Here is a 20,938-nt window from a genome sequence, read left to right as displayed (position 1 = left end):
TCCATTGATTCGGGCAGCACCAGAGGGTAGTTTCAGGACAGGTCCAAGGGCGGCCGCCCTTGGAGCAAGTCCGGCGAACCCCGGGGGTGTCCTTGATGGTCCTGCGACCTTTATCAGCGTCGGAACGGGCGGAGGCCCTGGGTAAGGCCGCGGCCGCCAGGGCCACCCGCGCGGCAGCCAAGGAGAGCCTCAAGAACGGCGACAGGTCCGCAGCGGACATCATCGACTCCGCCTTGCAGGACGACGCCCTGGCCCGGATGCGGGTGTCCGAATTGCTCGAAGCCCTTCCGGGCATCGGAAAGGTCCGTGCAGCGGCCATCATGCAGCAGCTCGGAATCGCCGCCTCCCGCCGGGTCCGGGGCCTGGGCGTCCACCAGCGCCGGGCGCTGGTAGATTTTATAGACGAGCATTAAGGCAGGCCAGACGGCTGCCCTTCCAACCTCCGGCAAAGGAATACGTGAGCAAGAAACCGGGACTGACAGTCCTCGCAGGTCCGACGGCTGTTGGCAAAGGCACCGTGTCCACCTACATCCGTGACAACTACCCCGAGGTCTGGCTCTCCGTTTCAGCCACCACCCGCGCACCCCGGCCCGGCGAGGTGGACGGAGTCCATTACTTCTTCAAGTCCAGGGATGAGTTCGAGCAGCTGATCGCCGACGGCGAGCTTCTGGAGTGGGCAGTGGTCCACGGGCAGAACACCTACGGCACGCTCAAGAGCACGGTGAACCGGGCCATCGCTGAAGGCCGGTCGGTGCTGCTGGAAATCGACCTGCAGGGTGCCCGCCAGGTCAAGGCTGCGGTCCCGGACGCCCAGTTCGTCTTCCTTGCCCCTCCCAGCTGGGACGAAATGGTCCGCAGGCTGGTGGGCCGGGGCACCGAGACACCGGAAGAACAGCAGCGGCGGCTGGAAACCGCTAAACTTGAACTTGCTGCTGAACCGGAGTTCGATCACACCGTCATCAATGACGACGTCCGCCGGGCAGCGGACGAGCTTGTTTCACTCATGGGGCTGACACCGCATCCACACCTGCCGGAACCGTCAGCCCGCTAGGAATTTGGAGAAATTCGTGTCCACGAACCTTGAAGGCATCATCAACCCGCCGATCGACTCGCTGCTCGAGGCAGCCGACTCCAAGTACGGCCTGGTGATCTTCGGTGCCAAGCGTGCTCGTCAGATCAACGCCTACTACGCCCAGCTGCACGAGGGCCTCTTCGAGTACGTCGGCCCGCTGGTTGACACCAAGCTGAACGAAAAGTCGCTCTCGATCGCCCTGCGCGAGATCAACGAAGGCAAGCTGGTTTCCACGCCGATCGAAGCCGCAGAGTAATCCTGCCGCTTAACTGACTCGCTGTTGACGGAGGTCACGTGCGCATAGTCCTCGGAGTCGGGGGAGGGATTGCCGCCTACAAGGTGGCATCGCTCCTCCGGCTTTTTACTGAAGCCGGCCATGACGTCACGGTCATCCCCACCGAGGCGTCCACCCGCTTCGTGGGCACCGCCACCTGGGAAGCCCTCTCCGGCAACCCGGTCAGCAACAGCGTTTTCGACGACGTCCACCTGGTCAACCACGTCCGCCTCGGCCACGAAGCAGACCTGGTGGTGGTGGCGCCTGCCACGGCCGACCTCCTGGCCAAGGCCGCCACTGGACAGGCCGCGGACCTGCTCACCAACACCCTGCTGATGGCGCATGGCCCTGTGCTGTTCGCGCCGGCGATGCATACGGAAATGTGGCAGCACCCTGCCACACGCGCCAACGTCGAAACCCTTCGGACCCGCGGGGCAGCAGTCCTGGAGCCGGCCTCCGGCAGGTTGACGGGTTCCGACTCCGGCCCGGGCAGGCTGCCCGAGCCCGAGGCGATCTTCGAAGCCGCCATGGCACTGGTCCAGGGACGCACCGATTACCAGCTTCCGCTGGCCGGGCGCACCGTCACCATCAGCGCCGGAGGTACCCGCGAGCCGCTGGACCCCGTCCGTTTCCTCGGCAACCGGTCCTCCGGAAAGCAGGGTGTGGCCCTGGCCGTAGCGGCCCGCAACGCCGGCGCCACCGTCCGCCTGCTGGCAGCCCATATGGACGTCCCCGCCCCCTCCGGCGTGGAGGTGGTGCGCGTGGAAACGGCCCTGCAGCTTCGCGGGGCCGCGCTTGAGGCCGCCGCGGACTCGGACGTTTTCATCATGGCCGCCGCCGTCGCGGACTTCAGGCCTGCCGATGTGTCGGACACCAAGATCAAGAAGCGGGACGACACCGCCGATCCCGTCATCACCCTGGTGCGGAACCCGGACATCCTGCAGGAGCTGGTGGAACGGCGCAACAGCCAGCCGGCCGCCGTGGCCGGACAGCTCATCGTGGGCTTCGCCGCCGAGACCGGGGACGGCGAGGGCGACGTCCTGGCCTACGCCGAAGCCAAACTGCAGCGAAAAGGATGCGACCTGCTGGTAGTCAACCACGTCGGAACGGACAAAGTTTTCGGGCAGGACTCCAATTCCGTGGTCATCCTCTCGCGTGTTGGCTCCGAACCGCAGGAAGCGTCGGGAACCAAGGCTGAGGTCTCCGATGCCATCATCCGCCGCATCAGCTTTGAACTGAACCGTCTGACAGTGAACTGATCCTGTTTCGCCCCTGGTCCGGGTGTTCCCCGCCACGTTCGCTTAGCACGGGGACATCTACGGACTTCTCCCTGACGGGAGTACGGACTTCAACCAGTAAGGTAGTTGAGTGACTTTACCGCTGCACCTTCCCCAGACCCACGGGGCTACGCCCTCCGCACTCCGGCTTTTCACGTCCGAGTCGGTCACCGAAGGCCATCCGGACAAGATCTGCGACCAGATCAGCGATGCCATCCTCGACGCGCTGCTCGCGGCGGACCCCGAATCCCGCGTGGCGGTCGAAACCATGGCCACCACCGGCCTGGTCCACGTGGCCGGTGAAGTCACCACCGACGCCTACGTCGAGATCCCGCAGATCGTCCGCGAGACCATCCTGGGCATCGGATACGATTCGTCGGCCAACGGCTTCGACGGCGCCCGCTGCGGCGTGTCCGTCTCCATCGGCCAGCAGTCCAACGACATCGCCGGTGGCGTTTTCAATTCCCTGGAGGCACGCGAGGGCCGCCAGGAGGACGACTACGACCTGCAGGGCGCCGGGGACCAGGGCCTGATGTTTGGCTATGCAAGCGACGAGACTCCGTCCTACATGCCCACCCCGATCTGGTTGGCGCACCGGCTCTCGGAGCGGCTGACCGATGTCCGCAAGACCGGCCAATTGCCGTACCTGCGCCCCGACGGCAAGACCCAGGTCACCGTGGGCTATGACAAGGACGTGCCCGTCTCCGTGGAGACGGTGGTGATTTCCAGCCAGCACGCGGAAGGCGCCAGCCTCGACCAGCTCCGCGCCGACCTCGCCGCCGTCGTCATCGAACCGGTGCTCGCAGCCGCGAACCTGGACATCTCCCGCGCCGCCAACATCCTGAATCCTGCCGGTGAGTTCGTCATTGGCGGACCGGTGGGCGACGCCGGCCTGACCGGCCGCAAGATCATCGTTGACACCTACGGCGGCATGGCCCGCCACGGCGGGGGCGCCTTCTCCGGCAAGGACCCGTCCAAGGTGGACCGCTCCGCTGCATACGCCATGCGGTGGGTTGCCAAGAACGTCGTGGCGGCAGGCCTGGCCAAGCGCGCGGAAATCCAGATTGCGTACGCCATCGGCCAGGCCCGTCCCGTCGGCACCTACGTGGAGACCTTCGGCACCGAGACCGTGGACCCGGCCCGGATCAGTGCGGCCATCGCCGAGATTTTCGACCTCCGGCCTCGCGCCATCATCGATGCCCTCGACCTCAAGCGCCCCATCTACGCCAAGACGGCCGCGCACGGCCACTTCGGCCGGGACGAGCCCGACTTCACGTGGGAACGGCTGGACCGGGTCGACGACCTGAAGGCATATTTCAACGCCTAGCCTGCTCCTTCCCCGGGCCGGAGTATCGATGTCAGCGCCTCGTGTTTGGCTGTCTGTGTCCATCCGGCAGCTGAACGGAGGTAACCACGGTGGCTGCTGAAAACGCCCTCCAGCCGTCCTTGCTGCAGGGCTTCCCGACCCGCCCCGTGGCGGGTGGGGTTGCCACCGCCGCGCACCTTCCCGTGGCCCGGGTGCTCGTGGAGTCGTCGCTGCCGCACCTTGACCGTCCCTTTGACTACGCCGTGCCGGCGTCCCTCGACGAGGCCGCGCAGCCGGGCGTCAGGGTGAAGGTCAAGTTCAATGGCCAGGACCTCAACGGATTCCTGCTCGAGCGGCTCGCGGAGTCCGACGCCGGCCACGCACTGGTGCCGCTGGCGAAAGTCGTGTCCCCGGTGCCGGTCCTCACACCCGCCGTGCGCAGCCTGGCGGACGCCGTCGCGGCCCGCTACGCCGGCACGGTCAGCGACGTCCTGCGCCTCGCCGTGCCGCCGCGGGTGGCGAAACTCGAGAAGGAGATGCCCGTGGGCGGGCCCTGGGCGTCCGAAGCAACAGACGAACCGGGCGCGCACCCCGGTCCCGTAAACGCCGCCCCCTCCGCCTGGACCGGCTACCGTGCCGGGCCTGCCTTCCTCCGGCACCTGGCCGCGGGCGGATCGCCGCGGGCGGTCCTTAACCCCCTGCAGGGCTATGGGCCCGCCGGCTGGCCGCAGCTGCTGGCGGAAGCTGCCGCCGCTGCCTATGTTTCCGGCCGCGGCGCCCTGTTGGTGGTTCCGGACTACCGGGACCTCGACCGGCTCGAGGACGCCCTCAAAACCCTGTTGCCTGAACATGCCGTGGCACGGCTCGCCGCTGACGATGGGCCGACGCCCCGCTACCGGAACTTCCTGCGGCTGCTGTCCGGAACCGCCAAAGTGGCCATCGGCACCAGGGCGGCAGCCTTCGCTCCGGTGCAGGACCTGGGGTTCGTAGCCTGCTGGGACGACGGCGACGACCTCCACATCGAGCAACGCGCCCCATACGCCCACACGCGGGAAGTCCTGCTGCTGCGCGCCGAACAGGAAGGCACGGCCTGCCTGCTGGCAGGGCACGCCCGCAGCACCGAGGTCCAGCGCCTGGTCGACGCAGGCTGGGCCGTTCCGATCGGCTCCGATCGTCCCGGGCTGCGCAAGACAGTTCCCCGGGTGGTCAACACCGCAGACAGCTTCGAACAGGGCCGGGATCCGCTGGCCGGCATAGCCCGGCTGCCGGGGGCGGCCTGGACGGCCGCCAAGGAGGGGCTGGAACACGGCCCTGTCCTGGTCCAGGTGGCCAGGGCCGGCTACGCGCCTTCATTGGTCTGTGACACCTGCCGCGAGCCCGCCCGGTGCAATGCCTGCCAGGGTCCGCTGGCACTGGCAGGCACCTCAGCGCCGCCCCAGTGCCGGTGGTGTTCCACTCCGGCCCCCGACTGGCGGTGCACCCACTGCGGCGCGAAGCGGCTCCGGAAGGGAGCAACGGGTGTGCTGCGCACGGCCGAAGAACTCGGCCGTGCCTTCCCCGGGGCAACTGTCGTCACCTCCTCCGGGGACCAGGTGAAGGCCCGCGTAGGCCCCGCCAGGGCACTGGTGGTGGCAACGGTCGGTGCCGAGCCTGTTGCCGAGGGAGGCTATGCCGCCGCACTCCTGTTGGATGGGGACTCCCTGCTGCGCCGCGAAACCCTGCGTGCGGCCGAAGATACGGTGCGCCGGTGGTTCAACGCCGCCGCCCTGGTACGGCCCGGTCCCGAGGGCGGCGTGGTGGTCGTCACGGCAACGGATGCTGCCGCAACGGGTGCCCTGCTGCGCTGGGATCCTGCCGGCTACGCGGAGCGGGAACTGGCCCTGCGCACGGAGCTCGGGCTTCCGCCGGCAGTCCGTATCGCTTCGGTCACGGGGCCGCGCGCCGCCGTCGGGCATTACACCGGTGCCGTTGAAGCCGAACTTGGAACTGCGGGCATCGTGGTGCGCAGCGCAGGCCCGGCACCCCTGCTTCCGTACGGGCCCCTGTCGGGGCGGCGCCAGGCTGAGGATGTCCGGACCCTGCTGTTCTTCCCCTACAGCCAAGGGGCCGCCGTCGTCCGTGTCCTGCGTGCCACCCGGGCCGCCGTCGCCGCCAAGCGCACTACGGAACCGGTGCAGGTGCGCCTGGACGGTGTGGACGTGCTGTGACGGTGTGGACGTGCTTTAGGGAAACCCTTTAGTGCCGACGCCTGGCCATGATTTCGTGCGCAATGTCTACCAGCTGGCGGGCGGACTCATCCCAGCTGAACTCGCGTGCCCGCTCCACTGACCGGCGGGAGATATCCTGCCACCGGGCCTCATCCTGGAGCGCGTTCACGGCGGCAGCAAATTGTTCAGGAGATGACGGGTCGACGTAGCTGGCGGCGTCCGCGCCCACTTCGCGGAAGATCGGAATGTCGCTGGCGATCACGGGGGTGCCCAGCGCCATCGCCTCCACCAGGGGAAGGCCGTACCCCTCGGCGCGTGAAAGGCTGACAAGTGCCGTGGCGCGGCGCAGCAGGGCGTCGTACTGCTCATCCGTGACCCCGTCGTGGAACACCACGGAAGCGCCCGCCGGGATGATCTTTTCAAGCTCCGCCCGCCGTTGCGGGGTGATCCGGCTGAGGAGGTGGAGGGTGTAGCCAGGCAGTCCGGCCATGCCGGCCACCATGGTTTCCACGTTCTTGTACGGCATGAACGAGCCCATGTAAACGACTGTCTTGTCCGCGCCGGCTTCGGGCCGCCGCGGCTCCTGCGCCGGCTGGGGCGCATTGGCGATAATGCGCACCGGACGCCGGGTCAGGCGGTATTTGGCGATCAGCGCTTCGGTGGTGCGGCTGATGGTGGCCACGGTATCGGCACGGTTCAGGAGCAGCCGCTGCGGCCAGAACGCTTTGTGGTAAAGACGCCACAACACGCGGACCGGTGCCGGCAGGAAGCCCGGGGGAGCGGGGTGCTCGTAGTAGATGAGGTCATGCAGGGTCAGCACCAGCCCGTACTTCCGGCCCCACGTGCCCATGGTTTGCATGGGGCACACCACTACATCCGGCTTCAGCGCATTGACCTTGCGGGCCACGAACAGTTCGAGGGGCGAGAGCGGGCTGCTGATCCGCGTGTACGGCACGTCCGGCAACAGGGCGAGTTGCCGCTCGTCCGAGATCAGCATGGAGACATCGGCGATCTTCGCCGCAGCCGCGATCAGGCTGGCACCGTAGCGGCTGATGCCATCATGGTGGTCGGTGCGGGTGAAACGTGCATCGATGACGATCTTCACGCGGGGTGGTCCTTCAGGAAGCTGCGGATGTGGCCGGCGGCCGGTTCCGGCGTTTCGTAGTGGATGAGGTGTCCGACGCCGGGAATCACCTTGAGGTTGCCGTCCGGCAGGAGCGCCACGAGGCGGTGCTGGTCGGGGAGGGTGGCGATCTCGTCCTTTTCCCCGGCGATCAACAGGACCGGAAGCTTCAGTTCTCCGGCCACCTCCGCCACGTGGTGGCTGACCGACGCGGTGAACGACTCCAGCAGGCTGTCCCGGTCGGCGAAGGAACTGAAGTAGGCGTGGTGCTGGCCGTGAATGAAACCGCGGAGGCCCCTGTCGCGCGTCTTGGCCATGGTTTCGCTCATGACGCGGACGATCACCCTGTTGCGCAGCAGCGCCAGGCCAAGTCCGCGGGGGAGGCGCGCCGCGAGCCGGTAATACAGCACCGCCAGGCGCGTCATTAGGCCCTTCGGACCCTCAAGTGCCGGCGCGGCGATGGGGTTGACGAGGATCAGCGGGTGCACGGCTGCCGGATGGCTGGCCACGAAGTGCGCGGCCACGATGGAGCCGAATGAATGCCCGAGCAGCACGGTGTCCGGCCCCAGATCCAGGGCTGCCATGAAGTCGGCAACGAACTGGCCGTACCGCTCCACCGAGTGCGGGTCCTGCCCGAACGCATCCGAACTGCCGAAACCGGGAAGGTCGGGCATGATGATGCGCATCTCTGGCAGTTGGTCGGCGACGCGCAGGAGCCCGTGGTGGTCCCCGCGGAACCCGTGGACCACCAGGATGGTGCGGGTCTCGGGGGTGGTCTCCAGCGGTTCGTACGTCCAGTAGGCAACGCTGCCGCCGTCGAGGGTTACCGCGGACGCGGAGGTGCGGGCCTCGAGGTCGGCGCTTAAGTAGGCGGGCACGGCAGGGCCGGACGGTTTCACGGTGTTCATGGCCCCGCCTAGTTGACGTTGTCCGGATGGGACCCCGTGCGGTGCCCGCGGTCCAGGGCATTGATGGCCGCCATGTCCCGGTCGGAGAGCTGGAATCCGAAGACGTCGAGGTTCTCCCGGATCCGGGCCTCGGAGCTTGCCTTGGGAATGGCGATGTTTCCCAGCTGCATGTGCCAGCGCAGGATGACCTGGGCCGGGGTCCTGCGGTGCTCACCGGCGCAGGCCTGGATCACGGGGTCCGCCAGGACCTGGCCGCGGCCCAGCGGGCTCCATGCTTCCGTGTGGATTCCCAACTCTGCGTGCTTCCGGCGCAGCTCCTCCTGCTGCAGCCACGGGTGAAGCTCAATCTGGTTGACGGCCGGGACCACTTCAGCGCTTTGCAGCAGCCGGTCCAGATGGGCCGGCTGGAAGTTGCTCACGCCGATGGCGCGGACCCTGCCTTCCCGGTACAGCGTTTCCAGGGCCCGGTAGGTTTCCGGAAACTGGCCCCGACGGGGGCAGGGCCAGTGGATCAGGTACATGTCCACATAGTCCAGGCCGAGGTTGACCATGGAGTCGTCGAACGCCCGGAGAGTGGCGTCATAGCCGTGGTGGTCGTTCCACACTTTGGTGGTGATGAACACGTCTTCCCGGGATAGCGGGGGAAACAGTTCCCCGGATCCGCCGCTGCCGGTACCGTCGCCCAGCTGGGAACTGATGCCGCGTGCCACGCCGGTTTCGTTGCCGTACATGGCGGCGGTATCGAAGTGGCGGTAGCCGGCGGCGAGGGCCGTGGCCACGAGTCCTTCAGCATCGGCAGGCGGCACTTTGTACAGCCCGAAGCCGAGTTGGTCGATCAGCACGCCGTTGTTCAGGCTGAGCCGGGGAGAGGTTCTCATGGCAACGACTCTACCTACTTCAGCTGGTGAGTCCTTCGTAATCCACCAGGCGCCGCGCGGTCGCTTCGTCAACGATCAGGTCGGTGGCGAGCCGGGCGGCCAGTGCACCACGCAGCCCGTTGATCTTGGAAACCCCCGAGACCACGCAGATCCTGCGCCGGACCTGGCGGAGCTGGGCAAGGGCCGGGCCCGTGGACCTCTCGTTCAGGACAATGCCGTCGGAGGACCCGTCACCCCGGAAAAACACGGTGGCGACGTCTCCCACGACATCCGAGTTTGCCAGGGCATTCAGGTCGTCCTCGTCAAGGTAGCCGCCCGCGTACACGTGGCTCGGAAAGTCCGCGTGCACCGAGCCGACGCCGAAGATGGCGATGCTCATCTTTGCCTGCAGTTCGAGGACCCGCTGCACGCTGCGTTCATTCCACATGGCGGTCTTGGTGGCTGCATGGTCGAAGAATGCCGGAACGGGGAACTGTTCCACCCGCGCCCCGTACGCGCTTCCGAACCGCCGCATGATGTCGCTGGCGTAGGTGATGCCGGTGGTGTGCATGTTCCCTGCGCCGTTCAGCTGGACGATCACGCTGTCATGGGTGATCTTCCTGGTGAGGTGCCGGCTGACAGCGCTGAGGGTGGAACCCCACGCCACACCGATGATGGCGCTTGAGTCCACGATCGGCCCGATAGTGCGCGCCGCCTGCATGGCCACGCGGTCCAGGGTCTCGGCTTCGTTGAGCGTGCCGAGCACCGGGACAACGTGGACATCCACGTTGTAGCGGCGGCGGATCAGCCCCTCCAGCTCCGGGCCGGTGTCGAGCGGGTTGCGGATTTGGATCTGAACCAGGCCTGACTCCCGCGCGGACGACAGCAGCCGCGAAACGGTGGAGCGGGACGTACGCAGCTCGCGGGCGATGGCGTCCATGGTGAGGTCCTGCAGGTAATACATCTGTGCAGCTCGGAGGGCATCAGCGTCCCGGGAAAGTGCCATCATCATTCCTTCCTGCACGTTTGTGCATAGTGCTTGACTCCATTTTCCATTACTCCAAACAATAGAGCAGAACGGCGGTGCGCCCCTACAGGCGGCCGCATCACACAAAGCCCCAAGGGAGTTGTTTTGGGACCCAAGGATCCAACTGTCCAACCGTCCACCGCTGCGCCGAAGTCCGGAGCCGAACGCTCTTCAGTCCACAACCTGCGCCGCCGCCCCCACGCGAAGGTGCTGGTGGTCGGCGGAGGCATCAACGGAGTGGGTACCTTCCGGGACCTCGCACTGCAGGGCGTCGACGTTGCGCTGGTGGAGCGTGGTGACTACTGCCAGGGAGCAAGTGGCGCTTCCTCACACATGATCCACGGCGGAATCCGGTACCTGGAAAACGGCGAGTTCCGGCTGGTCCGCGAATCCGTGGTGGAGCGCAACCGCCTGCTGCGCATCGCCCCGCACTACGTCAAGCCCCTGCAGACCACCATTCCCATCTTCAGCACGTTCTCGGGAATCCTGTCGGCGCCGCTGCGGTTCCTCACCCACAAGCAGCAGGGCAAGCCCAAGGAGCGCGGCGCCATCCTTATCAAAGCCGGGCTCAGCCTGTACGACTCGTTTTCCCGGGACGGCGGGAGCGTGCCGCGGCACCAGTTCCGGACCCACAAGCGCGCGCTCGAAGAACTGCCCGCACTCCGTCCGGACGTCAAGTACACCGCAACCTACTTCGATGCCTCCGTCCACAACCCCGAGCGCCTCACCCTTGACGTGCTCCAGGACGGCGAGAAGGCCGGCCGCGCACACAATGCCCGGGGCACCAGCGGACAGGGCGACACGGCCCGGGCCAGCAATTACCTCTCCCTGCAGTCCATGTCACCCACCCCGAACCCAGGGACCGGCCGGGGGAGTACCGTGCGGCTTCGGGATGAGCTCACCGGTGAGGAGTTCGACTTCACGGCTGACATCATTGTCAACACCACCGGAGCGTGGGTGGACCTGACGAATGAGGCCATGGGGGCCGCATCGTCGTTCATGGGCGGCACCAAGGGCTCCCACATCGTGCTCGACCACCCGGGCCTGCTGGAAGCATGCCGGGGGCGGGAGATATTCTTCGAGCACACCGATGGCCGCATCGTCCTGATCTACCCCATGGGTGACCGGGTTTTGGTGGGGACCACCGATGTTGACGCCGACATGAGCCAGGATGCCGTCTGCACGGACGAAGAAATCCAGTACTTCTTCGACCTGATCGGCCATGTCTTCCCCTCGATCGACGTCACGCCTGAGGACATCGTCTACACGTTCTCCGGCGTGCGCCCGCTGCCCAGCCATGACGCCACGCAGCCGGGCTTCGTCTCCCGCGACTACCGCATCGAACGCCGCGCTTCCCCGGCAAACGGAAGTGGCGCCGTCGTGCTCAGCCTGGTTGGCGGCAAATGGACCACGTTCCGTGCCCTCGCCGAGCACCTGACCAACGAGGTCCTCACCGAACTCGGGGTCCAGCGCAAGGTGTCGACGGCGCAGCTCCCCATCGGCGGCGGCGCCGGCTTCCCGGCCGATGACGCGGCAGAACAGAAGTGGATCAAGGCGCACATGGCTGACGGGCGCGACGCAGACCGCACCGCCGGGCTGCTGACCCGTTACGGAACCAGGGCCGAAGATGTCATCGCCTACCTCGATGCCGAACCCGACCAGGCACTGCGCTCCACGCGGGAACTCAGCGTCCGTGAACTGGAGTTCATGGCGGCAAACGAACAGGTCGGGCACCTGGTGGATGTGTTCATCCGGCGCACCTCCCTGGCCTTCCGGGGGCTGGTCACCGGCGAACTCCTGAATGAGGTGGCAGAGGTGCTGTCCGTGCCGCTCAAGTGGGACACCGCAGCACGCGCTGCTGAGATCAAGCACGCCCAGGACGTGCTGCAGCGTTTCCACCGCGTGGAAACGCACAGCCTGGTCGCTTAGGGCCGGGCAGCGGGCCGGGCCGCACCAGCGTCCCGGCCAACGGTCCTTCGCCCGCGGAGGACCGACAACTAAACAAAGAAGGAGTCAAAGATGTCTCTAGGAATAGTCTTCCTCTCCGAAGTCTTTGGCACGGCAATGCTGACCCTGTTGGGTTGCGGCGTCGTTGCCAACGTGGCATTGCGGGGGACAAAAGGCAACAGCGGTGGGTTCCTGATGGTCACCTGGGGATGGGGTATCGCCGTGTTCTGCGGCGTCTTCGTTGCCGCCAAGTCGGGTGCACACCTGAACCCCGCCGTCACCCTCGGCCTGCTGATCAACGGCAAAACCGAATACGCCCCGGGCGTCGCCGTGGATTTCGCATCAACGGTGACCTACTTCGGCGGCGAACTGCTGGGGGCCTTCCTCGGCGCAGTAGTCTGCTGGCTGGCATACAAGCAACACTTCGATGACGAACCGGAACCCGCCGGCAAGCTCGGAACGTTCTCCACCGGCCCCGCCATCCGCTCCACTCCATGGAACCTCATGACCGAGATCATCGGCACATTCGTCCTCGTCTTCGTCATCCTGACTTTCGGCGGGACCCCCTCGGGCCTCGGCCCGCTGGCGGTAGCGCTGCTCGTCGTGGGCATTGGCGTCTCGCTGGGCGGACCCACCGGTTATGCCATTAACCCCGCCCGTGACCTCGGACCGCGCATAGCCCACGCAGTACTTCCCATCAAAGGTAAGGGCTCCAGCGACTGGGCCTACTCCTGGATCCCGGTGGTCGGTCCGCTTGTCGGCGGAGCCTTGGGCGGCCTTGTCGCCAGGATCGCACCCATCATCGTCACCGCAGCCGCCTGAACCACTACCGAACAAACAACCAAGACAAGGACGTCACCATGAACCAGTACGTAATCGCCATCGACCAGGGCACCACCAGTACCCGCGCCATCATTTTCGACCACAGCGGCGCCATCGTCTCCTCCGGCCAGATGGAACACGAGCAAATCTTCCCCCAGGCGGGCTGGGTGGAACACGATGCCGCGGAGATCTGGGACAACACCCGCGAGGTCATTGGCTCCGCCCTGTCGAAGGCGAACCTGACGCGGCACGATATTGCCGCCGTCGGCATCACCAACCAGCGTGAAACTGCGGTGGTATGGGACAAGACCACAGGCAAGCCGGTGTACAACGCCATTGTCTGGCAGGACACCCGGACACAGGACATCGTGGACGAGCTGTCAAAGGACGGCGGCGCTGACCGCTTCAAGCAAAAAGTGGGCCTGCCGCTGGCGACCTACTTCTCCGGCACCAAGATCAAGTGGATCCTGGACAACGTGGACGGCGCCCGGGAAAAGGCCGAAGCAGGCAACCTGGTCTTCGGCAACACTGACGCCTGGGTTTTGTGGAACCTGACCGGCGGCGTCGACGGCGGCGTCCACGTCACCGACGTCACCAACGCCTCCCGCACCCTGTTCATGGACCTGGACACGCTGCAGTGGGACGACGAGATCCTGGGCATCTTCGGCGTGCCGCCCAGCATGATGCCGGAGATCAAGTCCTCCTCCGAGGTATACGGCACCGTCCACAGCTCGCAGCTGCTCCGCGAAACGCCGGTGGCGGGCATCCTCGGCGACCAGCAGGCGGCCACGTTCGGCCAGGCTGCCTTCGACGCTGGCGAAGCCAAGAACACGTACGGCACCGGCTGCTTCCTGATCTTCAACACGGGTGAGGAGATCGTCCACTCGAAGAACGGGCTGCTGACCACGGTGGGCTACAAGCTGGGCGACGCCAAGCCGCACTACGCCCTGGAAGGGTCCATCGCCGTCACGGGCTCGCTGGTCCAGTGGCTGCGTGACAACCTGGGAATGATCAGCAGCGCCCCGGAAGTGGAAACCCTGGCGGCCTCGGTCAAGGACAACGGCGGCGTCTACATCGTCCCGGCGTTCTCCGGCCTCTTCGCCCCGTATTGGCGCTCCGACGCCCGCGGTGCCATCGTGGGCCTGACCCGCTTCGTCAACAAGAACCACATCGCCCGGGCCGCGCTGGAAGCCACCGCCTTCCAGACCCGCGAGGTGCTTGATGCCGTCAACGCGGACTCCGGCGTCCCGCTCACCGAATTGAAGGTCGACGGCGGCATGGTCGCCAACGACGCCCTGATGCAGTTCCAGGCGGACATCCTCGGGGTTCCGGTGATCCGCCCGAAGGTCATTGAAACCACGGCGCTCGGGGCTGCCTACGCCGCGGGCCTCGCCGTCGGCTTCTGGAAGGACCTGGGCGAGTGCTCGGCCAACTGGTCCGAGGACAAGCGCTGGGAACCCCAGATGGACCAGGCCGAACAGGACCGCCAGCTGCGGCTCTGGAAGAAGGCGGTCACCAAGTCCATGGACTGGGTCGACGAGGACGTCCGCTAGGGCCAATCCAGGGTGGGGAAGGCGGCTATCCCGGCAGCACTGTGCCTGCGCTGCCGTCAACTGTAACGATCTGGCCGGTGTAGAGGACCCGCGTGGCCCTCGCTGTGCCCACTACTGCCGGGATGCCGTACTCGCGGGCTACGAGCGACGCGTGGGCCGCAAGGCTGCCGCCGTCTGTGACGACGGCGGCAGCCTGGGCGAAGAGCGGGGTCCAGGCTGGCGCCGTGGCCTTGGCGACCAGGACTTCACCGGGCAGGAAACGGGCGAAGTCCCCGGCGTCTTCGATGATGCGCACCCTCCCACGGGCCTGCCCGGGGCTTGCCGGGTGGCCCATGAGAGCCTCTGCCGGAAGCACCCGGGTGCTGCGGGCATTGCGGGCGATGCGGTCGAACATTCCGTCGAGGAGCGGTAGCCTGCCAAGGGTTAGGGGTGCGTCCAGTTTGCGCTGGCGCTGCCATTCCCGCCGGCGGTGCTCCACCGCAGAGTGCTGGGGTGGCGCGGCTATTCGCAGGTCCCGCCTGGTGAGGAAGTAGACGTCTTCCGGGTTCCCGATCACCCCCGCCTCCTGCAGCAGCGTGCCGATCCTCATGGCGCAGCGCCGAAGCAGCGGCCAGCCCAGGGTGAAGTCACGTGCCTGTTCCTCCCTCAGCACCGCGTAGTGCTGGGCGGCGCTGAGGAGGGCGTCGAAGCGGCGAAGGCCACGGCTGCCGTGCAGGACCGTGCGGCAGGCCCTTTCAGCTTCCCGGCGCCGGCCGGCGGACGTGGCTGTTACCCCGGCGGAGAACCCGTCCGCAGCGTCGTTGCCGTACGAGGGCTCCTCGCCGGAGGTCCTGTAGTACCAATCCAGGCTGTACACAGCATGGGGGACCTTTTCCGGCAACGATGGAAGCAGGCCGCCCAGCAAGACCTGATAGCCGCCTGCGGAAGCCTCCTGTCCCGCGAGCGCCGTAGCGAGGTGCTGGCGCCAGAACCGGGCCAGCGCCATCTCCATCTTCCAGGCGGCCCCGCCGGTAACGGAAAAGAACCACAGGTATTCCCCGGCGGCCCGCGCTACTTCGTCAACGACCTGTTGAAGCTCTGCCATGCCCATGTCCTGAAGTGCACCGACGTGCCGGTCCGCCAGCTTCCGGTAGGCCGCGAGGCTTCTGCTGCGCCATTGGGACTCCAACTCGCGGAGCACAGCGCGGTCGGCGCCTGCGGGATCGAACATGGGACGGGCAACCGCATTGAAGATGAACGGAAGCGAGTGCAGGCTGCTACCGAAAAGCAGTCGGGGGAGGGCACTTGGTGTTGGCGGTGCGACGTAGTACCAGCCGTTGACTGCAGCATGGCCCATGGGAATGCTGGCGCCGGCGGAGCGCTGGACCGCGTCATTGTACGCGCCGTCAATGGCGGGGACGAGCCAGTCCATGAAAAGCGGGGTCACCGGCCCGGGCAACCACTCGCCCAGCCGGAAATTCCTGATCCAGACTCCCTTCCCGGGGGGCTGCCAAGTGACCGGGTCCGGCAGGGCAGTGATGGGGCGCGCCTGCAGTATGTGCACCTGCCCGGCTTGGTCCAGCGCCCACTCCACGTCCTGCGGAGCACCGAAATGGCTGGCGACGCTGCCCGCTGCGGCGGCTACCGCCGTCGCGCCCTGCTCGCTGATGACGGTAGCGGCGCCGGGCGACCTGCGGGCCTTGCCGGCGGCCACCACCCAGTTTTCACCGTCCGCCGTGCCGTCAACGAGGTTTCCGCCGAGCCCGGAGACTGCCGAGACAACCGTCTCGTCCCTGTTCCCGGTCAGGGGATTGGCGGTGAACGCGACACCCGCTGCCTTAGGGTCCAGCATTTGCTGCACCAACACGGCCATGGCGTCTGCGCTGTGGGCCGCTGCAGGCGACGCGGCGGGGCTGCCCTGACTGCCGCGGGACGCCCGATACGCCTGAAGCCGCAGGGTACGCGCGGATTCAAAGCAGCGCCCGACCGCAGCCGGAAGGTCCTCCGCAGTCACGTTGAGGTAGCTTTCATAGATGCCGGCGTAGGAAGCGCCTGGGAGATCTTCGGCGGCCGCCGAGGAACGGACCGCGTACGGGCCAGGGCCGATGGCACGGGCGGCGGACGCCAGCCGTTCTTCCCAGGCCTCCCCCTCGTTGCCCTGGGAGGCCGTGACGACGAATCCGGCCGGCACCCGGAAGCCTGCCGCCAGCAGGGCGGACAAGACTGCAGCCTTGCTCCCCGCTTCTTCCCTGCGCAGCGGAGCCGGGCCGCCAAGGCGTGGAAAAAGGGGATCCTGGGATGCGTCGTCGGCCATGGGTTCACCTGCGTGTCCGGGGCTGGATGGTCCCAAGTCTAGTTCCGCGGTTCGGGGCTGATCCATGCTTCGGCTGAGTTCCGCCGTCGCGGGTGCGCTAAAGTAGATTTATGCGTGCGATCCTTCTGCTTAGCTAGCCGCCCGGCGTCCGAGATTACGGACAGCTGAGCGGCAGCCCCTCCATGGCGAGGGGCTTTTGTGTGTCCGGGGTATGCCGCCGGGCCGGGCAGCAGGAGGATCAGGCCGTTATGGCAGCACAGATGCCGTAACAGAACAGAAGAGGGCAGCAGTGGGCGTTCAGCCGGAGACAGAGACCGGAACAGCAACAGCAGTGTCGGCGGAAGTGCCTGAAGAGGGCACCTACAGTTTTGCCGCGATGGAGGCCAAGTGGCCGCAGGTGTGGGAGGACCTCAAGGTTTTCACGCCGGTGGACGACGGCTCCCGGGAACGCCGCTATGTGCTCGACATGTTCCCCTACCCGTCCGGCGACCTGCACATGGGCCACGCCGAGGCATTCGCCATGGGCGACGTGGTTGCACGCTACCTGCGCCAAAAGGGCTACGACGTGCTGCACCCCATCGGCTGGGACTCCTTTGGGCTGCCCGCGGAAAACGCCGCCATCAAACGCAACGCCCACCCCAGCGAGTGGACTTACGCCAACATCGACACCCAGGCTGCTTCCTTCAAGCGGTACGCCATCTCGGCTGACTGGTCCCGCCGGCTGCACACCTCCGACCCCGAGTACTACCGCTGGACGCAATGGCTGTTCAAGCGCTTCTACGAGCGGGGCCTTGCCTACCGGAAGAATTCGCCGGTCAACTGGTGCCCCAAGGACCAGACGGTGCTCGCCAACGAACAGGTCGTCAACGGTGCCTGCGAGCGCTGCGGCACCACCGTGACCAAAAAGTCGCTCAACCAGTGGTACTTCAAGATCACCGATTACGCCGACCGCCTGCTCGATGACATGGAGCAGCTCCGGGGCCACTGGCCCGAGCGGGTCCTGGCCATGCAGAAGAACTGGATCGGCCGTTCCGAGGGTGCCCACGTCAACTTTGTCGTCGAGGCCGACGGCGGCAAGCCCGCCAAGGACGTCACGGTCTTCACCACCCGCCCGGACACCCTTTACGGGGCAACCTTCTTCGTGGTGGCAGCCGACGCGCCGCTCGCCGTCGAACTCGTGACTGATGAACACGCCGCAGCGCTGGACGAGTACCGCGAGCAGGTCAAGGCGCTGTCGGAAATCGAGCGCCAATCCACCGAGCGGGAAAAGACCGGTGTCTTCACCGGCCGTTACGCCATCAACCCGCTGAATGGTGAGAAGCTGCCGGTTTGGGCTGCCGACTACGTGCTCGCGGACTACGGCACGGGCGCCATCATGGCCGTGCCCGCCCACGACCAGCGCGACCTGGACTTCGCCCGCACGTTCGACCTGCCGGTTCGCGCCGTCCTGGACACCGGCGAAGAGGACCCTGCAGTTTCCGGCACGGCGACAGCGGGGGAGGGCACCCTGATCAACTCGGGCGAGCTTGACGGCCTGCCCAAGGCTGAGGCGATCCCCGCCGCCATCGCGATGCTCGAGCGGCAGGGTACCGGCGAGAAGTTCGTGAACTTCCGGCTGCGGGACTGGCTGCTGAGCCGCCAGCGTTTCTGGGGCACCCCGATCCCGATCATCCATTGCCCCGTCTGCGGCGAAGTGCCCGTGCCGGACGAGCAGCTTCCCGTGACGCTGCCCTCGGACCTGCGCGGCGAAGACCTGGCCCCCAAGGGAACCTCGCCGCTCGCTGCAGCGGAGGCGTGGGTCAACGTCGAGTGCCCCTCCTGCCATGGCCCCGCAAAGCGGGACACGGACACGATGGACACCTTCGTGGATTCCTCCTGGTACTTCCTGCGCTTCGTCTCACCCCAGTACACCGAGGGCCCCTTCGATCCGCAGAAGATCAACGACTGGATGCCCGTGGGTCAGTACGTCGGCGGTGTGGAGCACGCCATCCTGCACCTGCTTTACGCCCGGTTCTTCACCAAGGTCATCAACGACCTCGGCATGATTGAGGCCAACGAGCCGTTCAGTGCCCTCCTGAACCAGGGCCAGGTGCTTAACGGCGGCAAGGCCATGAGCAAGTCGCTGGGCAACGGCGTGGACCTGGGCGAGCAGCTGGACAAGTACGGTGTGGATGCCGTGCGACTGACGATGGTCTTCGCTTCCCCGCCTGAGGACGACGTCGACTGGGCCGACGTTTCCCCGTCCGGCTCCGCCAAGTTCCTGGCCCGTGCCTGGCGCCTGGCGCAGGACGTCACCAGCGACCCGGGGGCGGACTTCGCTGCCGGTGATCGCGCCCTGCGCTCGGTGACGCACCGGACCATTGCCGATGCCGCCGAACTCCTGGACGCCAACAAGTTCAACGTGGTGGTGGCCAAACTGATGGAGCTGGTCAACGCCACCCGCAAGGCCATCGACTCCGGTGCCGGCGGGGCCGACCCTGCCGTCCGCGAAGCCGCCGAGGCCGTCGCCGTCATCCTGAGCCTGTTCGCGCCCTACACTGCCGAGGACATGTGGAGCATCCTGGGCCATCCCGCCTCGGTGGCCAATGCAGGCTGGCCCACGCACGACCCGGCCCTGCTGGTGCAGGACACCGTCACCGCCGTGGTCCAGGTCCAGGGCAAGGTCCGCGACCGGCTGGAGGTATCCCCGCAGGTGTCCGAGGACGAGCTGCGCGAGCTGGCCCTGGCCTCCGAAAACGTGCAGCGTGCCCTGGACGGCCGCGGCATCCGGACGGTCATCGTGCGGGCCCCTAAGCTGGTGAACATCGTCCCGGCCTAGTGGCCGGTTCACAGCAAGGATTCACCGGCCACCGGAATTGTTCCGGTGGCCGGTCTCCACGTCGGGGAGGCCCCTTTTGCCAGACACTAATGCCGCAGCCTGGGCGTGGTTCCGGGCACGGGTGGCCGCGTTGCGACCAACCTCCCGCGGCCCGGTGCAGGTACGCACGGCCGTGGTGACCGACTCAGCCGCTGCACTGCCGGCGGAATGGCTGGCCGGGCTTGCCGTCGACGGCGTGCTGTCCGTGGTGCCCATGCCCGTGATGGTGGGCGCGGAGATCTACGGCGAGGGCGAGGACGACATCCTGGACACCATCGCCCTGGCCCTCGCTGCCGGGACCGCGGTCAAAACGTCCCGACCGTCGCCCGGACAGTTCGAGCAGGCGTACCGGGCCGCCGAACAACGGGGCTTCGAAGCGGTCGTGTCGGTCCATATCTCTTCCGGTCTGTCCGGAACGGCGGACGCCGCGCGTCTTGGGGCCGCCAAAGTCGGCATCCCGGTGGAAGTCGTCGATTCCCAGACCGTGGGCATGGCGCAGGGCATGGCCGTCCAGGCTGCCGTCTCGGCTGCCCTTGCCGGGGCCGACGCCGACGCCGTTGCTGCTGCGGCGCGGACCCAGGCAGCGCAGACCCGGGTCTACTTCTACGTTCCAAGCCTGGAGCAGCTGCGCCGCGGGGGACGGATCGGAGCGGCGGCCTCACTGCTGGGCACCATGCTTGCCATCAAGCCCCTGCTTGCGGTCGACGGCGGCAGGATAGTTCCGCTGGAAAAGGTGCGTTCCGCAGCCAAGGCAGTTGCCCGCCTTGAAGAAATCGTCGCCGCGGATGCTGCCCCGCGCCCGGGCCAATCCGTGCGCCTTGCCGTCCATCACTTCGGCAACCGTGCCGAAGCGCAAGGTCTTGCGGCCAGGCTGGCGACGGCCCTCCCCGACTGCCCGCCTGCCCAGATCAGCTCCCTTCCCGCAGTGCTGGCCGCACATGCAGGGCTGGGAGTCCTGGCAGTCATTGTCGGCAGGCACCCCGGACCTGCCGGAGAAGCCACCGGACTTTCCACCTAAGGCTTCGCCACTTGTTGCGTGCCGCCCCTGGCGGCGGTGATAGAGCCGCGCACAGCGGGTCCTAAGCCTCTTCTGGCACATCCTTCACACCTCTAGCATCAGCGCATCGATAACTGCCGGGCAGTTGGCGGCTTAGAGCGAATCGAGGCGAAAGCAATGGGTGCTGACCGGAATCCCGCACTTCGGAGAGGTCTTGTGCTTTGCGCAGCTCTGGCGCTTCTGCTCGGAGGTTGCGGGCAAGGCGGTGCGCCCTCGTCACCCACACGGTCGCCCGCCACAGCCGGCTCGGGCAGTCCGGCCTGTGACCTGATCACACCGGAAATCGCTGCCAAAATAGATCCCGGCCTGGCACAGACGGGTGCGGGTGGAAAGCCGCCCGGAAGCCCGGCGTATCTGT

General features: G+C 66.9%; 16 protein-coding genes. 11 read left to right on the top strand and 5 right to left on the bottom strand.

Annotated elements, in window-relative coordinates; genetic code table 11:
• Positions 1-95: 95 nt before the first annotated feature.
• The 6 genes from mihF (at position 96) to AC3IMC_RS02560 (ending at position 6,136) form a co-directional block, all read left to right on the top strand.
• On the top strand, positions 96-413 hold the full coding sequence (gene mihF, locus AC3IMC_RS02585; RefSeq protein ID WP_490916887.1) for an integration host factor, actinobacterial type: 318 nt from the start codon (positions 96-98) through the stop codon (positions 411-413).
• Between the two features lie 44 nt (positions 414-457).
• Positions 458-1,051 (top strand): guanylate kinase, encoded by a 594-nt coding sequence (gene gmk / locus AC3IMC_RS02580; protein ID WP_490916886.1) that lies wholly within the window; start codon positions 458-460, stop codon positions 1,049-1,051.
• Positions 1,052-1,067: 16 nt separating this feature from the next.
• Complete coding sequence (rpoZ, locus tag AC3IMC_RS02575; RefSeq protein WP_003800778.1) at positions 1,068-1,328, top strand: DNA-directed RNA polymerase subunit omega; 261 nt, start codon at positions 1,068-1,070, stop codon at positions 1,326-1,328.
• A 38-nt stretch (positions 1,329-1,366) separates the two neighbouring features.
• Entirely contained in the window at positions 1,367-2,605 is a 1,239-nt protein-coding gene (gene coaBC / locus AC3IMC_RS02570) for a bifunctional phosphopantothenoylcysteine decarboxylase/phosphopantothenate--cysteine ligase CoaBC (protein ID WP_490916885.1), read from the top strand.
• 109 nt (positions 2,606-2,714) lie between these two features.
• A complete protein-coding gene (gene metK, locus AC3IMC_RS02565; RefSeq protein ID WP_490916884.1) occupies positions 2,715-3,950 on the top strand; it encodes a methionine adenosyltransferase in 1,236 nt (411 codons plus the stop codon).
• Positions 3,951-4,039: 89 nt separating this feature from the next.
• A complete protein-coding gene (locus AC3IMC_RS02560) occupies positions 4,040-6,136 on the top strand; it encodes a primosomal protein N' (RefSeq protein WP_490916883.1) in 2,097 nt (698 codons plus the stop codon).
• 28 nt (positions 6,137-6,164) lie between these two features.
• Here the strand turns inward: AC3IMC_RS02560 and AC3IMC_RS02555 are convergent, their stop codons facing one another.
• The 4 genes from AC3IMC_RS02555 to AC3IMC_RS02540 are packed head-to-tail and all read right to left on the bottom strand — an operon-like array spanning position 6,165 to position 10,030.
• The gene (locus tag AC3IMC_RS02555) at positions 6,165-7,241 is read right to left on the bottom strand and encodes a glycosyltransferase family 4 protein (protein ID WP_490916882.1); all 1,077 of its coding nucleotides are present in this window, start codon (positions 7,239-7,241) and stop codon (positions 6,165-6,167) included.
• Complete coding sequence (locus tag AC3IMC_RS02550) at positions 7,238-8,167, bottom strand: alpha/beta fold hydrolase (RefSeq protein ID WP_490916881.1); 930 nt, start codon at positions 8,165-8,167, stop codon at positions 7,238-7,240. Before AC3IMC_RS02550 ends, AC3IMC_RS02555 begins: the two co-directional genes overlap by 4 nt.
• Before the next feature lie 8 nt (positions 8,168-8,175).
• A complete protein-coding gene (locus AC3IMC_RS02545) occupies positions 8,176-9,045 on the bottom strand; it encodes an aldo/keto reductase (RefSeq protein WP_454485697.1) in 870 nt (289 codons plus the stop codon).
• 19 nt (positions 9,046-9,064) lie between these two features.
• Positions 9,065-10,030 (bottom strand): sugar-binding transcriptional regulator, encoded by a 966-nt coding sequence (locus AC3IMC_RS02540; RefSeq protein ID WP_490916880.1) that lies wholly within the window; start codon positions 10,028-10,030, stop codon positions 9,065-9,067.
• A 126-nt stretch (positions 10,031-10,156) separates the two neighbouring features.
• On the opposite strand from AC3IMC_RS02540, the gene AC3IMC_RS02535 reads away from it, so the two are divergent.
• The 3 genes from AC3IMC_RS02535 to glpK all read left to right on the top strand — a co-directional run bounded on the left by AC3IMC_RS02535 (position 10,157) and on the right by glpK (position 14,373).
• Positions 10,157-11,980, top strand: coding sequence for a glycerol-3-phosphate dehydrogenase/oxidase (locus AC3IMC_RS02535; protein WP_490916879.1), 1,824 nt, complete (start codon positions 10,157-10,159; stop codon positions 11,978-11,980).
• Between the two features lie 90 nt (positions 11,981-12,070).
• On the top strand, positions 12,071-12,820 hold the full coding sequence (locus AC3IMC_RS02530) for an MIP/aquaporin family protein (RefSeq protein ID WP_490916878.1): 750 nt from the start codon (positions 12,071-12,073) through the stop codon (positions 12,818-12,820).
• Positions 12,821-12,858: 38 nt separating this feature from the next.
• The gene (gene glpK / locus AC3IMC_RS02525) at positions 12,859-14,373 is read left to right on the top strand and encodes a glycerol kinase GlpK (protein ID WP_490916877.1); all 1,515 of its coding nucleotides are present in this window, start codon (positions 12,859-12,861) and stop codon (positions 14,371-14,373) included.
• A gap of 25 nt (positions 14,374-14,398) precedes the next feature.
• Here glpK and AC3IMC_RS02520 read toward each other — a convergent pair whose 3' ends face one another.
• On the bottom strand, positions 14,399-16,666 hold the full coding sequence (locus AC3IMC_RS02520) for a PEP/pyruvate-binding domain-containing protein (RefSeq protein WP_490916876.1): 2,268 nt from the start codon (positions 16,664-16,666) through the stop codon (positions 14,399-14,401).
• Between the two features lie 289 nt (positions 16,667-16,955).
• Between AC3IMC_RS02520 and leuS the strand changes: the two genes are divergently transcribed.
• Both leuS and AC3IMC_RS02510 read left to right on the top strand, forming a co-directional pair.
• Positions 16,956-19,484, top strand: a complete 2,529-nt coding sequence (gene leuS, locus AC3IMC_RS02515) for a leucine--tRNA ligase (RefSeq protein ID WP_490916875.1) — start codon at positions 16,956-16,958, stop codon at positions 19,482-19,484.
• A gap of 76 nt (positions 19,485-19,560) precedes the next feature.
• Positions 19,561-20,541 carry a DegV family protein gene (locus AC3IMC_RS02510; protein WP_490916874.1) on the top strand — a complete coding sequence of 327 codons (981 nt, stop codon included), beginning with the start codon at positions 19,561-19,563 and terminating at the stop codon, positions 20,539-20,541.
• Positions 20,542-20,938: the final 397 nt, after the last annotated feature.

The organism is Arthrobacter sp. E70, from assembly GCF_058266945.1.
The sequence above is the reverse complement of the archived record's forward strand: the minus strand, read 5'-3'. Positions and strand labels throughout refer to the sequence as shown.